Below are 13,242 nucleotides of genomic sequence, written 5' to 3'. Positions count from 1 at the left end.
CGCACAAGCGGCGCTTTTTTTATCGCAGGCGCACGACGCGCGCCTGCCCGCGTTCAGGCAGGAAACACGCCCGTGGACAGGTAGCGGTCGCCGCGATCGCAGACGATGAACACGATCGTCGCATTCTCGACCTGACGCGCGAGGCGCATCGCGACTTCGCATGCGCCACCCGACGAAATGCCCGCGAAGATGCCTTCGACCGCTGCAAGCCGGCGCGTCATCGTTTCGGAAGCAGCCTGGCTCACGCTCTCGACGCGGTCGATGCGGCTACGATCGAAGATCGTCGGCATGTACGCTTCCGGCCACTTGCGGATACCCGGAATGCGAGAACCGTCTTCCGGCTGCGCACCGATGATCTCGATCGCCGGATTCTGTTCCTTCAGGTAGCGCGACGTGCCCATGATCGTGCCCGTCGTACCCATCGCCGACACGAAATGCGTGACCCGCCCTTCGGTATCGCGCCAGATTTCCGGGCCCGTCGCTTCGTAGTGCGCGACCGGATTGTCGGGGTTCGCGAACTGGTCGAGGATCACGCCCTTGCCTTCGCGCTGCATCTCGTCCGCGAGATCGCGTGCCAGTTCCATCCCGCCCTTCACCGGCGTCAGGATGATTTCGGCACCGTAGGCGGCCATGCTCTGGCGGCGCTCGACCGACAGGTCCTCCGGCATGATCAGCACCATCTTGTAGCCGCGGATCGCCGCTGCCATCGCGAGTGCGATACCCGTGTTGCCGCTCGTCGCCTCGATCAGCGTATCGCCCGGCTTGATGCGCCCGCGCGCCTCGGCCTTGCCGATCATCGACAGGGCCGGACGATCCTTCACGGAACCGGCCGGATTGTTGCCTTCGAGCTTCGCGAGCACGACGTTGTTGCGCGCGCGAATCTCGTCGTCCGGCAAGCGGACCAGTTGGACGAGCGGCGTGTTGCCGATCGTGTCTTCGATAGTTTTGTAAGCCATGGATATACCGTGAGTACGAGGCCGATCAATCGATCGATTGTAAACCAGCACCGCTGCTCGCGCCGGCAACCCCATTGCGACGATGGAATACGCCGGCCGTGCAACGTATGGCCGCCACATACGCCGTGCCCACGCAAAAAACCCGCGGCATGCCGCGGGAAGCCGTCGCAACGACGGCGACTGAAGGAGCTCGTTGTCGGCTGCGCGCGACGCGTTACTTCTGCGCGGTGCGGGCAGGTGCAGCCGCAGGCTTGCCGGTAGCCGGTTTGCCCGCGGCCGGCAGCGCGGCGCCCGTGCCGCCCGCGCCTATCGTCAGGCCTTCCTGCTGAAGCCGCTCGACGGTATGACCGCCCATGCCTTTCACGCGTGATGCGAGATCGTCCGCATTCCTGAACGGACCGCGTGCGCCGCGTTCGTCGAGAATCGCTTTCGCCCGTGCCGGGCCGATGCCCTTGATGCCGACAAGCGCATCCTCGTTCGCGGTGTTGACGTCGACGGCCGCCCAGGCCGACGCAATCGTGCCGAGCATTGCCGCTGCGGCCAACCATTTCCTGATCATGTGCTGGATCTCCGATGAATACGGCCGGCGGCTGCCGACCGTGAGACCCAGTCTATCGATGCAACGCTTCCGCTTAAACCTGGCCGGATAGCCAACGCACATAGCGGTCGACGCCTTCCTGCACGGTCAGGAACGGTGCGTCGTAACCGGCCGCACGCAGCTTCGACTGGTCGGCCTGCGTGAAGCACTGGTACTTGCCGCGCAACGCATCGGGAAACGGCACGTATTCGATCAACCCCTGCTCGACCTGCTGCGCGAGCGTCAGCGGCGGCAGGTTGTCGAGTGCGCGCAGCGTATTCACGACCGTCGACGCGATATCGTTGAACGGTTGCGCACGGCCGGTACCGAGGTTGAAGATGCCCGACTTCTCCGGATGATCGAAGAAGAACAGGTTCACCTTCGTCACGTCCTCGACCGACACGAAGTCACGCGTCTGCTCGCCCGGTGCATAGCCGTTGTACTCGCCGAACAGCTTCACCTTGCCTTCCGTGCGGAACTGGTTGAAGTTGTGGAACGCGACCGACGCCATGCGACCCTTGTGCGTCTCGCGCGGGCCATACACGTTGAAATAGCGGAAGCCGGCGATCTGGCTCTTCGCGGTCGGCAGCACGCGACGGATCACCTGGTCGAACAGGAACTTCGAATAGCCGTAGACATTCAGCGGCGCCTCGACGTCACGCTCCTCGACGAAACGCGTCGAGCCGCCATAGATCGCCGCCGACGACGCGTACAGGAACTGCGTGCCCTGTGCGAGGCAGGCGTCGAGCACCGCGCGGCTGTAGCGGAAATTGTTGTCCATCATGTAGCGGCCGTCGGTTTCCATCGTGTCCGAACAGGCGCCTTCGTGGAATACCGCGCGCACCGTGCCGAAATCGCCGCGCGCGAAGCGTTCGACGAATTCCGTCTTGTCCAGGTAGTCGTCGATCTCGCAATCGACGAGATTCCGGAACTTGTCCGCGCGCGTCAGGTTGTCGACCGCGATGATGCGCGTCTCGCCGCGCTCGTTGAGCGCCTTGACGATGTTCGCGCCGATAAAACCGGCTGCGCCGGTGACGATGAGGGTCATGATCGTCCTGCCTGAAAAGTGCGAGCCATGCGTGCGGCGCGCTCGTCGCGCCGCCGCATGCGCTCAGTGAAACAGTTCGTCGTAGTCCACCGTGGCCGTGCCGAGCTTGCCGACCACGATACCTGCCGCGCGATTCGCGAGCACGACGGCGTCGACGAGCGGCACGCCCGCGCCGAGCATCGTCGCGACCGTCGCGATCACGGTATCGCCCGCGCCCGACACGTCGAACACCTCGCGCGCGAGCGCCGGGGCGTGCAGTTCACCGGTGGCGGAAAACAGCGTCATGCCTTCTTCGGAACGCGTGAGCAGCAGCGCATCGATGTCGAGTTCCGCGCGCAGCTTCGCGACGCGTGCGCGCAGATCGTCTTCCGATTTCCACTGCCCGACCACTTCGCGCAATTCCGCGCGATTCGGCGTGATCAGCGACGCGCCGCGATAGCGTGCCCAGTCGTCGCCCTTCGGGTCGACGAGAACGGACTTGCCGGCCGCACGCGCCTTCTCGATCATCGTCGTGACGTGCGTCAGGCCGCCTTTCGCGTAATCCGACATCAGCACGACGTCGTGCTGCGGCAGCAGTGCATCGAAGCGCGCGAGCCCCGCGAGCAGCACCTCGTGCGTCGGCATGGCCTCGAAGTCGACGCGCAGCAGTTGCTGCTGGCGCGCGAGCACGCGCAGCTTGATCGTGGTCGGCAGCGCCGGGTCGCGCTCGAGATGCGGCGTCACGCCGCTGCTGCCGAGCAACTCGACGATCCGCTCGCCGGGTTCGTCGCAACCGACGACGCACAGCAACCCGGCCTGGCCGCCGAGCGTCACGGCATTGCGCGCGACGTTGGCCGCGCCGCCGAGCCGCTCTTCCTGGCGCTGCACGTGCACGACCGGCACCGGCGCCTCAGGCGAAATGCGATCGACGTTGCCGAACCAGTAACGGTCGAGCATCACGTCGCCGACGACAAGCACGCGCGAGCGCGCGAGTTGCTCGCGCGGCACCGGAACGATTTCGCGGAGAGTATTCATCGTGCGATCAGCCACGGGAGGACGACTGGGGATCGACGTACGGCCGGCCGATCGCGTAGTAGTCGATGCCCAGTTCGGCCATCGCGTCCGGCTCGTACAGGTTGCGCCCGTCGAAGATCACCGGCGCCTTCAGCTCAGCCTTCAGGCGCGTGAAATCGGGGCTTCGGAATTCCTTCCACTCGGTCACGATCACGAGCGCATCCGCGCCCGTCACGGCGATGTCCTGCGTCTCGACGAGATGCAGCCGCGCCAGTGCGTCCGGATCGGCGCCGAAATCGAGCGCAAACACGCGCCGTGCCTCGTCGACCGCAACCGGATCGTATGCGCGCACGGTCGCACCGCGCTCGAGCAGTGCGGCGATCAGGCGCCGGCTCGGCGCCTCGCGCATGTCGTCGGTGTTCGGCTTGAACGCGAGGCCCCAGACCGCGAACTCGCGGCCGGTCAGGTCGGCGCCGAAGCGCTGCTCGATCTTGCCGATCAGCACGTCTTTCTGCGCATGGTTGGCCGCCTCGACGGCTTCCAGGATGCGCAGCGGCTGGCCATTCTCGCCGGCCGTGCGAATCAGCGCCTGGACGTCCTTCGGGAAGCACGAGCCGCCGTAGCCGACGCCGGCGTACAGGAAGTGATAGCCGATGCGCGGATCGGAGCCGATCCCGCGGCGCACGGCCTCGATGTCCGCGCCGACCTTGTCCGCGAGATTCGACATCTCGTTCATGAACGAGATACGCGTTGCAAGCATCGCGTTCGCCGCGTATTTCGCGAATTCGGCCGAACGCACGTCCATGTAGATCGTGCGCTCGTGGTTGCGGTTGAACGGCGCGTAAAGCTTCTTCATCTTCTCGCGCGCGATCATGCCCGTCTCGTCGCCGTCGACACCGATGATGATCCGGTCCGGACGCATGAAGTCTTCGACCGCGGCGCCCTCCTTCAGGAACTCCGGGTTCGACACGACCGAGAAGCGATGCGCGACGCTGCCTGCCAGCCCGCGGGCCGCAAGCGCCTCGTCGACCACGCCGCGCACGCGCTGCGCGGTGCCGACCGGCACCGTCGACTTGTCGACGATCACCTTGAAGCCCGTCATGTGGCGGCCGATGTTGCGCGCGGCTTCGAGCACGTACTGCAGGTCGGCCGAGCCGTCCTCGTCGGGCGGCGTGCCGACGGCGATGAACTGGATCTCGCCGTGCGCGACGCTCGCCGCGATGTCGGTCGAGAAACGCAGGCGCCCTGCCGCACGGTTGCGCGCGATGATGTCCAGCAGCCCCGGTTCGTGAATCGGCATCCCGCCGTTGTTCAGGACGTCGATCTTGCGCAGATCGACGTCGAGACAGAAGACGTCGTGACCGATCTCCGCGAGGCACGCGCCCGTGACGAGACCGACATAGCCGGTGCCGATGATGGTGATTTTCATAGATGTTCCGGTACTTCCCGGTAATTGACTAACTTGGCCGCCGGAACGAGCCCGGCGGCAACCGCTGCGCGTTGGTTCCGCGTGCCGGGATCAGCCCGGCATCGCAGGTTCGACGCGGCGCGGCGCATAGGTTTCCCAGCCGCTGCATCCAGGGCACTGCCAGTAGAAGAGCCGTGCCCGGAAACCGCAATTCTGGCACGTATACCGTGGCAGATTCTTCGTGCGCTGCTTGATCAGCGCACGCATCATTTCAAGTTCCTTACGGCGCGGTTCGTCCGCCGCCGCGATTTGCGCATCGAGCAGATGCAGCATCCCGGACAGGTTCGGCGATTTCTCCATCTGCGTGCGCGCGAGCGTGTGCGCCGCATCCTGGCCACGCAACCCCGCGATGTGCTGGTACGCAATGTCGAGCAGGTCGTTCGACGGATAGCGGTCGACATACCCCATCAGCAACTCGGCGCCTTCGGCGTTCTTGCCGAGCGCGACATACGCCTTCATCAGCTTGTCGGCGACGAGCGGCAGATACGCCGGATTCTGCACTTCGACGCGCTTCCAGTGTTCGATCGCGGCCGCGTGGTTGCCCTCCGCTTCCGCTGCATCGCCGGACAGGACCGTCGCGCGAACGTTCTGCGGGTTCACGGTCAGCGCCAGGCGCAGCTGTTCGGCTGCCGCTGATGCGTTCTTGCGCTGCAGCGCGTCCTGCGCGAGTTCGCAGTGGAACTGCGCAATTTCGACGCCAAGCGGCTTGTCGCTCATCGATTCGATACGCTTCGCCGTATCGATCGACTTGTTCCAGTCCTTCTCGATCTCGTAGATCGTCAGCAGCGCCCGTTGCGCGCCGAGCGCGTAATCGCCGTCGGCGAGCTTGTGAAACGCCTCCTCGGCACGGTCCAGCAGGCCGGCCTTCAGGAAATCCTGGCCAAGCTCGTACAGCGCGTGGTCGCGCTCGTTGACCGGCAGGTCCGTGCGGCTCAGCAGGTTCTGGTGCACGCGAATCGCGCGGTCGGTCTCGCCGCGGCGGCGAAACAGGTTGCCAAGCGCGAAGTGCAGCTCAACCGTCTCGGGATCGAGCTTGGCGACCTCGATGAACGCGTCGATCGCCTTGTCGGGTTGTTCGTTCAACAGAAAATTCAGGCCGCGAAAATACGATCGCGGCAGGTTGGCACTCTCCGACAGGAGATTCTTCAGGTCATAGCGTGACGCCGCCCAACCAAGCGCGAACGCGACCGGAATCGCGAGCAACCACCAGAAATCCAGATCCATGCGAAATATCGAAGCAGAGACGAAAACCGCGCGATGATCGCGCGGCGTCCGTGTTAAATGACGGGCGGCATCGGCGGCTGGTCGATGACGGCCGGCGTTTCGCGCGCCGCGCGCAGATCGCGCTTCAGGCGCCCGTTCTCGAGGCGCAGACGGAAGATCGAAGGCAGCGCGGACAGCAAACCGGCCAGCAGCCCCACGGCGAAGAACGCCAGGCCGATCAGGACCAGCGGCGCTTGCCACGAATAGCCGGCAACGAAATTCAGCGTCGCGGTTTGCGTATTGGCCAACGCGAGCACCAGCAGCAGTACGAACACCAATACCCGGATCAGCCAGACGATAAACTTCATGAAGCCCTCTCTTTGTTGAGGTTTGCCGCGGCGCGCGACTCCCCTTCGTCGCGCCGAATCGACCCGTATTGTAAAGGATGCGTTTCCGCGGCTGCGCACATCCTGCGCGCCCCCGTTGCGCGGCGATGGCCGGAAATGAAAAAAGCGCCCACAAGGGGCGCTTTTCTTTTCAGCCTTCGCCGGATGGGTCCCGGGCAAACCGGAGACGCTCAACGCTCGTCGTCCGGATCGTCAGCCTTCAGCGGCTCACCGGCGCGGCCGTCGACGCGTTCACGCAATTCCTTGCCAGGCTTGAAGTGCGGCACGAATTTCTCGGGCACCTGCACTTTCTCCCCCGACTTCGGGTTGCGTCCGACGCGCGCCGGGCGACGGTTGAGGCCAAAGCTGCCGAAACCCCGAATTTCAATGCGATGCCCTTTCGCCAGGGCGTCAGACATCGCATCGAGCATCGTTTTCACCGCGAAATCCGCATCCTTGAGGACAAGTTGCGGAAATCGCGATGCCAGCTGCGCGACCAACTCGGATTTGGTCATACTTCAGCAGACCTCGTGAGGCTTACTGGTTCTGGCCGTCGAGCTTCGCCTTCAGCAGCGCGCCGAGGTTGGTCGTACCGGTCGCAGCAGAGCTGGTGTCCGACTGCAGGCCGCGGATCGCTTCCTGTTGTTCAGCCGAATCCTTCGCCTTGATCGACAGGTTGATGCCGCGCGACTTGCGATCGATGTTGATCACCATCGCGTTGACCTTGTCGCCTTCCTTCAGCACGTTGCGTGCGTCTTCGACGCGATCCTGCGAGATTTCCGACGCGCGCAGGTAGCCTTCGACGTCACCCGTCAGCGTGACGACCGCACCCTTCGCATCGACCGTCTTCACGACGCCGTCGACGATCGAGCCCTTGTCGTTCATTGCAACGTAGTTGCTGAACGGGTCGCCTTCGAGCTGCTTGATGCCGAGCGAAATACGCTCCTTCTCGACGTCGATACCGAGCACGATTGCTTCGACTTCGTCGCCCTTCTTGTACTTGCGAACGGCTTCCTCGCCGGTTTCGCTCCACGACAGGTCCGACAGGTGGACCAGGCCGTCGATGCCGCCCGGCAGACCGATGAACACGCCGAAGTCGGTGATCGACTTGATTGCGCCCGTGATCTTGTCGCCCTTCTTGAAGTTGCGGCTGAAGTCATCCCACGGATTCGGCTTGCACTGCTTCATGCCGAGGCTGATACGACGACGGTCTTCGTCGATCTCGAGGACCATGACTTCGACTTCGTCGCCCAGCTGGACAACCTTCGACGGCGCAACGTTCTTGTTGGTCCAGTCCATTTCCGACACGTGGACGAGGCCTTCGATGCCCGATTCCACTTCGACGAATGCGCCGTAGTCGGTGATGTTCGTGACCTTGCCGAACAGGCGCGTGCCCGACGGGTAACGGCGCGAGATGCCTTCCCACGGATCGTCGCCCAGTTGCTTGATGCCCAGCGAGACGCGGTTCTTCTCTTGGTCGAACTTGAGGATCTTCGCGGTAACTTCCTGGCCAACCGACAGGACTTCGCTCGGGTGACGCACACGACGCCATGCGATGTCGGTGATGTGCAGCAGGCCGTCGATGCCGCCGAGGTCGACGAACGCGCCGTAATCGGTGATGTTCTTGACCACGCCGTTGACGATCGCGCCTTCCTTCAGCGTCTCGAGCAGCTTCGCGCGCTCTTCGCCCTGGGTTGCTTCGATCACTGCACGACGCGACAGCACGACGTTGTTACGCTTGCGATCGAGCTTGATCACGCGGAACTCGAGCGTCTTGCCTTCGTACGGGGTCGTGTCCTTGACCGGACGCGTGTCGACCAGCGAACCCGGCAGGAACGCGCGGATACCGTTGACCATCACGGTCATGCCGCCCTTCACCTTGCCGGTGATCGTGCCGGTGACGAGTTCGTTGTTGTCGAGAGCCTTTTCCAGCGACAGCCACGATGCAAGGCGCTTCGCCTTGTCGCGCGACAGGATCGTGTCGCCGTAGCCGTTTTCGAGTGCGTCGATCGCGACGGACACGAAATCGCCCGACTGCACCTCAACCTCGCCCTGATCGTTCAGGAATTCCTCGATCGGAATGTAAGCCTCGGACTTCAGGCCTGCATTGACGACCACGAAGTTGTGGTCGACGCGCACGACTTCGGCGGAAATCACTTCGCCGGCGCGCATGTCTTGGCGGGTCAGCGACTCTTCGAACAGAGCCGCGAAAGATTCAGTATTCGGGTTGGAGGTTTGCAGGTCGGACATAAAAATCTGATTGTGCATGGATCGCTGTGCCACGCCGGCCGGAATGGCAGGCTGAAAGGGCCAGATCGAGTTCCACACGGGGTTAAGGGTTCGAAACACGCTCCGCACTTATGCACGGAGCACCTACCGCCACCCGCCTTCTCAGGCGGGCTGGCCGAGTGCCCGGTACCACTGCAGCACCTGATCGACGGCTTCATCGACCGAAAGCGCCGACGTATCGAGCAGCTTGGCATCTGCTGCGGGCTTCAGCGGCGCGGCCGCGCGATTGCTGTCGCGCGCGTCACGTTCACGAAGATCCCGGAGCAAGTCATCTATATTAGCAGAAAAACCTTTTTGCATCAATTGCTTATGCCGTCTGGTCGCGCGCGCCTCGGCGCTAGCCGTCAGGAACACCTTCAGCACGGCGTCCGGGAAGATCACGGTGCCCATGTCACGCCCGTCCGCAACGAGGCCCGGCGTCTTGCGGAACGCGCGCTGGCGCGCGACGAGCGCGGTACGCACCGGCCCGTGCACGGCAATCGCCGATGCGCGGTTGCCGACCGCTTCGGCGCGGATGTCGTTCGACACATCGACGCCATCGAGCTGCGCACAGCCTTCGCGGAACGTGATGTGGAGATCGTCGATCAGCTTCACCAGCGCGTCGATGTCCTCTGCCGCGATGCCGTAGCGCACGCTCGCGAGCGCGGCGAGGCGGTACAGCGCGCCGCTGTCGAGCAGGTGGAAGCCAAGATGCGCGGCGACGAGCGCGGCAACGGTGCCCTTGCCGGAAGCAGTCGGGCCGTCGATCGTGATGACGGGAGTCGGGTGAAAGGGTCGGGTCGATTTCATCAGGACAGTCGGGTCAGGCTTTGGCGAGCGCGGCGAAGCGGTCGAAATAGTCGGGGAACGTCTTGCCGACGCACTTCGGATCGTTGATCCGCACGGGCACGCCGCCCAGGCTGACGAGCGAGAAGCACATCGCCATCCGGTGATCGTCGTACGTATCGATCGCCGCGTTCGGCGTGAGCCTTTCCGGCGGCGTGACGACGAGATAGTCCGGGCCTTCCTCGACGATCGCGCCAACCTTGCGCAGCTCGGTCGCCATCGCCGCGATGCGATCGGTTTCCTTCACGCGCCAGCTCGCGATGTTGCGCAGCGTGCTCGTGCCGTTCGCGAACAGCGCCGCGACCGCGATGGTCATCGCCGCATCGGGGATCAGGTTGAAGTCCATGTCGATCGGCTCGAGCTTGCCGTGATCGTGGCCGATGCCGCGCACGTCGATCCAGTCGTCGCCCATCGTCACGTTCGCGCCCATCTGCATCAGCGCGTTCGCGAAACCGACGTCGCCCTGGATGCTCGCGCGCCCCACGCCTTCGACGCGCAGCGGACCGCCGCCAAGCGCGCCGGCCGCGAGGAAATAGGACGCGGACGACGCATCGCCCTCGACCATGATCCGCCCCGGCGAGCGGTAGCGCACGCCTGCCGGCACGACGAAGCGCTGCCAGCCGTCGCGCTCGACGGTCACGCCGAAGCGCTCCATCAGCCGGATCGTGATGTCGATGTACGGCTTCGAGATCAGCTCGCCGTCGACCTCGACGACGGTCTTGCCATCCTTCGCCTTCACGAGCGGCAGCGTCATCAGCAGCGCCGTGAGGAACTGGCTCGACACGTCGCCGCGCACACGGATCGGCGCGTCGACGGAAATGTTCGCGGGCTTGATGCGCAGCGGCGGATAGCCCTCGTTCAGCTCGTAGTCGATCTGCGCACCGATCTGCCGCAGGCCGTCGACGAGATCGCCGATCGGCCGCTCGTGCATGCGCGGCACGCCGTGCACGCGGTAGTCGCCGCCGTTCACCGCGAGCGCGGCAGTCAGCGGCCGAACAGCCGTGCCCGCGTTACCGAGGAACAGGTCGGCCGACTTCGCGGTGAATGCGCCGCGCGTGCCCGTGACGACACAGGTGTCGCCGTCGCGCGCGAGCTTCACGCCGAGTTTGCCGAGTGCGTCGAGCATCACACGCGTGTCGTCGGAGTCGAGCAGGTTGGTGATCGTCGTTTCGCCTTCGGCAAGCGCCGCAAGCAGCAGCACGCGGTTCGAAATACTCTTCGAGCCGGGCAGGCGCACGGTGCCCGATGCGCTGGAGTACGGGCCGAGATCGAGATAGTCCATGGGAATCGTCCTGTTATTTCTTGACCGGTTCGGCAGCGGGCGTGCCGCCACGCTCCTGCCATGCCTTGCGCGCGGCGCGCGAGCGCGTGAACACCGCTTCGAGCGCCGCGCCGTCGCCGGCGTCGATCGCCGCGCGCAACCGCGTGAGCACGCGCGTGTAGCCGTCGAGTTCGTCGAGCAGCGCCGCGCGGTTCGCGACGCATACGTCGCGCCACATCTCCGGGCTCGACGCCGCGATGCGCGTGAAGTCGCGGAAACCTCCCGCCGCATACGAGAATTTCAGTTCCGCGTCGGCCTCGCCGAGGATCTGCTCGACAAGCGCGAACGACAGCACGTGCGGCAGATGGCTGATCGACGCAAATACGCGATCGTGCTGCTCCGTGCTCATCGTGCGCACGTCGGCACCGGTCGCGCGCCACATCGCGTCGATCCGCGCGACGGATCCGGGTGCGTTCTCCGGCAGCGGGCACAGCACGACATTACGGCCGACGTACAGATCCGGCAACGCGGCCTCGACGCCGCTCGACTCGCGACCGGCAATCGGATGCCCCGGCACGAACTGCGCGATGCGCGCGCCGAGCACGTCACGCGCGGCCGCAACGACATCGGACTTGGTGCTGCCCGCATCGGTGACGATCGTCGCCTCTTCAAGCCACGGCGCGATGCGCGCAAGCAATGGGCCCGTCTGCGCGACGGGTGCCGCCAGCAGCACGAGATCGGCACCGGCCAGCGCGTCGCGCAATTGCGCGTCGTCGTCGAGCGCCGCCGCGCGGTCGATCACGCCGAGCGCGAGCGCGCGCTCGACCGACGCACGCGAGCGGCCCACGCCGACGATCTCGCCCGCGCCGCCCGTCGCGCGCTCGCGCAGCGCGCGGGCCAGCGATCCGCCGATCAGGCCGACGCCGAAAATGACCAGTTTGTTGAATGCAAAGCCTGACACGACAAGAGCCAAGTTACGCGCGCGGGACAACATCCCGCACGCGGAATTCCAGATTCCGGGCAACGGGCCCGCATCCGGCACACCCTGCGCCGGACATCGCCCGAACCCGCCTTCGGCAGCGCCGACCGGCCTGCCCTGCCCGCCTGGCCGCAACGCCTGCTCGCACAGGCGACGGGCCGCCGCGCATCAGCGTGCGCTTGGATACGAACCGAGTATCTTCAGGAACGCGGCCTTCTGGCCGAGTTCCGCGAGCGCGGCCGCCACCGCCGCATCGTCCCGGTGCCCTTCGATGTCGATGTAGAAGTAGTACTCCCACGTGCCGACGCGCGCCGGGCGCGACTCGAAGCGCGTCATCGACACGCCGTGCCGCGCGAGCGGCTCGAGCAGCTTGAACACGGCGCCCGGCTCGTTCTTCACCGACACGATCAGCGACGTCTGGTCGTGACCGCTTTGCCCGGCCGGCTGCTTGCCGATAATCACGAAGCGCGTACGGTTATGCGGATCGTCCTGGATCAGCGAGAACGCGATCTGCAAACCGTAGTGCGCGGCCGCGCGGTCACCCGCGATCGCCGCGACGGTCGGATCGGCCGCCGCGAGACGCGCGGCCTCCGCGTTGCTCGCCACAGCCTGCCGTTCGAGCTGCGGCGCGTTCGCCGCGAGCCACTGCTGGCATTGCGCAAGCGCCTGCGCATGCGCACAGACGCGCTTCACGCCGTCGAGCGTGCCGCCCTGCGTCAGCAGGTTGTGATGAATCGGTAGTGCAAGCTCGCCGCTGATCAGCAGTTGCGTCTGCAGCAATAGGTCGAGCGTGCGCGACACGGCCCCTTCGGTCGAATTCTCGACGGGCGCGATGCCGAACGCGGACGCGCCAGCCTCGACCGAGCGGAACACCTCGTCGATCGACGGGCACGGCAGCCCTTCGATCGACTGGCCGAAATACTCGAGCATCGCCTGTTCGCTGTACGTGCCGACCGGCCCGAGGAATGCGACGTGGATCGTCTGTTCGAGCGCGCGGCTCGCGGCCATGATCTCGCGCCAGATGGCGCTGATGTGCTCGCTCGCGAGCGGCCCCGCGCTCATGTCCTGCAGCCGCGCGATCACCTGCAGCTCGCGCTCCGGCCGGAACACCGGCGCGTTGAAATGCTTCTTGACCTCGCCCACCTCCAGCGCCACCGCGGCACGCTGGTTCAGGAGCGCGATCAGCTGCGCGTCGATCGCGTCGATGCGATCGCGCAGCGGTTTCAGGCGGGAATTCAGTTCGTCGTCCATGCGTTT

The 13,242-nt window shown here is 65.2% G+C and carries 13 protein-coding genes; all 13 read right to left on the bottom strand.

The genetic code is table 11. The features are described 5' to 3' along the window. Positions 1-53: 53 nt before the first annotated feature. Positions 54-956, bottom strand: coding sequence for a cysteine synthase CysM (gene cysM / locus B7G54_RS14955; protein WP_085039756.1), 903 nt, complete (start codon positions 954-956; stop codon positions 54-56). A gap of 214 nt (positions 957-1,170) precedes the next feature. After that, positions 1,171-1,515 (bottom strand): ComEA family DNA-binding protein, encoded by a 345-nt coding sequence (locus B7G54_RS14950; protein WP_085039755.1) that lies wholly within the window; start codon positions 1,513-1,515, stop codon positions 1,171-1,173. Positions 1,516-1,588: 73 nt separating this feature from the next. Further along, positions 1,589-2,581 carry an ADP-glyceromanno-heptose 6-epimerase gene (gene rfaD / locus B7G54_RS14945; protein ID WP_085039754.1) on the bottom strand — a complete coding sequence of 331 codons (993 nt, stop codon included), beginning with the start codon at positions 2,579-2,581 and terminating at the stop codon, positions 1,589-1,591. A 63-nt stretch (positions 2,582-2,644) separates the two neighbouring features. Then, positions 2,645-3,595, bottom strand: a complete 951-nt coding sequence (gene rfaE1 / locus B7G54_RS14940; RefSeq protein WP_085039835.1) for a D-glycero-beta-D-manno-heptose-7-phosphate kinase — start codon at positions 3,593-3,595, stop codon at positions 2,645-2,647. 7 nt (positions 3,596-3,602) lie between these two features. Next, on the bottom strand, positions 3,603-5,003 hold the full coding sequence (locus tag B7G54_RS14935) for a UDP-glucose dehydrogenase family protein (RefSeq protein ID WP_085039753.1): 1,401 nt from the start codon (positions 5,001-5,003) through the stop codon (positions 3,603-3,605). Positions 5,004-5,093: 90 nt separating this feature from the next. After that, positions 5,094-6,266, bottom strand: coding sequence for a lipopolysaccharide assembly protein LapB (gene lapB, locus B7G54_RS14930; RefSeq protein WP_085039752.1), 1,173 nt, complete (start codon positions 6,264-6,266; stop codon positions 5,094-5,096). Positions 6,267-6,319: 53 nt separating this feature from the next. Further along, on the bottom strand, positions 6,320-6,613 hold the full coding sequence (locus tag B7G54_RS14925; protein WP_085039751.1) for a lipopolysaccharide assembly protein LapA domain-containing protein: 294 nt from the start codon (positions 6,611-6,613) through the stop codon (positions 6,320-6,322). A gap of 209 nt (positions 6,614-6,822) precedes the next feature. Next, positions 6,823-7,146 carry an integration host factor subunit beta gene (locus B7G54_RS14920; protein WP_006486894.1) on the bottom strand — a complete coding sequence of 108 codons (324 nt, stop codon included), beginning with the start codon at positions 7,144-7,146 and terminating at the stop codon, positions 6,823-6,825. Positions 7,147-7,168: 22 nt separating this feature from the next. Next, a complete protein-coding gene (rpsA, locus tag B7G54_RS14915) occupies positions 7,169-8,881 on the bottom strand; it encodes a 30S ribosomal protein S1 (protein ID WP_085039750.1) in 1,713 nt (570 codons plus the stop codon). A 141-nt stretch (positions 8,882-9,022) separates the two neighbouring features. Beyond that, positions 9,023-9,709, bottom strand: a complete 687-nt coding sequence (gene cmk, locus B7G54_RS14910; protein ID WP_006476573.1) for a (d)CMP kinase — start codon at positions 9,707-9,709, stop codon at positions 9,023-9,025. Between the two features lie 13 nt (positions 9,710-9,722). Continuing rightward, positions 9,723-11,027 (bottom strand): 3-phosphoshikimate 1-carboxyvinyltransferase, encoded by a 1,305-nt coding sequence (gene aroA / locus B7G54_RS14905; RefSeq protein WP_085039749.1) that lies wholly within the window; start codon positions 11,025-11,027, stop codon positions 9,723-9,725. Between the two features lie 13 nt (positions 11,028-11,040). Then, entirely contained in the window at positions 11,041-11,967 is a 927-nt protein-coding gene (locus B7G54_RS14900; protein WP_085039748.1) for a prephenate dehydrogenase, read from the bottom strand. Between the two features lie 186 nt (positions 11,968-12,153). Next, the gene (gene pheA, locus B7G54_RS14895) at positions 12,154-13,236 is read right to left on the bottom strand and encodes a prephenate dehydratase (RefSeq protein ID WP_085039747.1); all 1,083 of its coding nucleotides are present in this window, start codon (positions 13,234-13,236) and stop codon (positions 12,154-12,156) included. Positions 13,237-13,242: the final 6 nt, after the last annotated feature.

The sequence above is a fragment of the Burkholderia puraquae genome (assembly GCF_002099195.1).
Taxonomy (GTDB): Bacteria; Pseudomonadota; Gammaproteobacteria; order Burkholderiales; family Burkholderiaceae; genus Burkholderia; species Burkholderia puraquae.
The sequence above is the reverse complement of the archived record's forward strand: the minus strand, read 5'-3'. Positions and strand labels throughout refer to the sequence as shown.

Excerpts from the sequence above, each read along its gene's own strand:
- cmk (WP_006476573.1), bottom strand. The coding sequence starts at position 9,709 with ATGAAATCGACCCGACCCTTTCACCCGACTCCCGTCATCACGATCGAC.
- lapB (WP_085039752.1), bottom strand. The coding sequence starts at position 6,266 with ATGGATCTGGATTTCTGGTGGTTGCTCGCGATTCCGGTCGCGTTCGCG.
- B7G54_RS14950 (WP_085039755.1), bottom strand. The coding sequence starts at position 1,515 with ATGATCAGGAAATGGTTGGCCGCAGCGGCAATGCTCGGCACGATTGCG.
- rfaD (WP_085039754.1), bottom strand. The coding sequence starts at position 2,581 with ATGACCCTCATCGTCACCGGCGCAGCCGGTTTTATCGGCGCGAACATC.
- pheA (WP_085039747.1), bottom strand. The coding sequence starts at position 13,236 with ATGGACGACGAACTGAATTCCCGCCTGAAACCGCTGCGCGATCGCATC.
- B7G54_RS14925 (WP_085039751.1), bottom strand. The coding sequence starts at position 6,613 with ATGAAGTTTATCGTCTGGCTGATCCGGGTATTGGTGTTCGTACTGCTG.
- rpsA (WP_085039750.1), bottom strand. The coding sequence starts at position 8,881 with ATGTCCGACCTGCAAACCTCCAACCCGAATACTGAATCTTTCGCGGCT.
- B7G54_RS14920 (WP_006486894.1), bottom strand. The coding sequence starts at position 7,146 with ATGACCAAATCCGAGTTGGTCGCGCAGCTGGCATCGCGATTTCCGCAA.
- rfaE1 (WP_085039835.1), bottom strand. The coding sequence starts at position 3,595 with ATGAATACTCTCCGCGAAATCGTTCCGGTGCCGCGCGAGCAACTCGCG.
- cysM (WP_085039756.1), bottom strand. The coding sequence starts at position 956 with ATGGCTTACAAAACTATCGAAGACACGATCGGCAACACGCCGCTCGTC.
- aroA (WP_085039749.1), bottom strand. The coding sequence starts at position 11,027 with ATGGACTATCTCGATCTCGGCCCGTACTCCAGCGCATCGGGCACCGTG.
- B7G54_RS14935 (WP_085039753.1), bottom strand. The coding sequence starts at position 5,003 with ATGAAAATCACCATCATCGGCACCGGCTATGTCGGTCTCGTCACGGGC.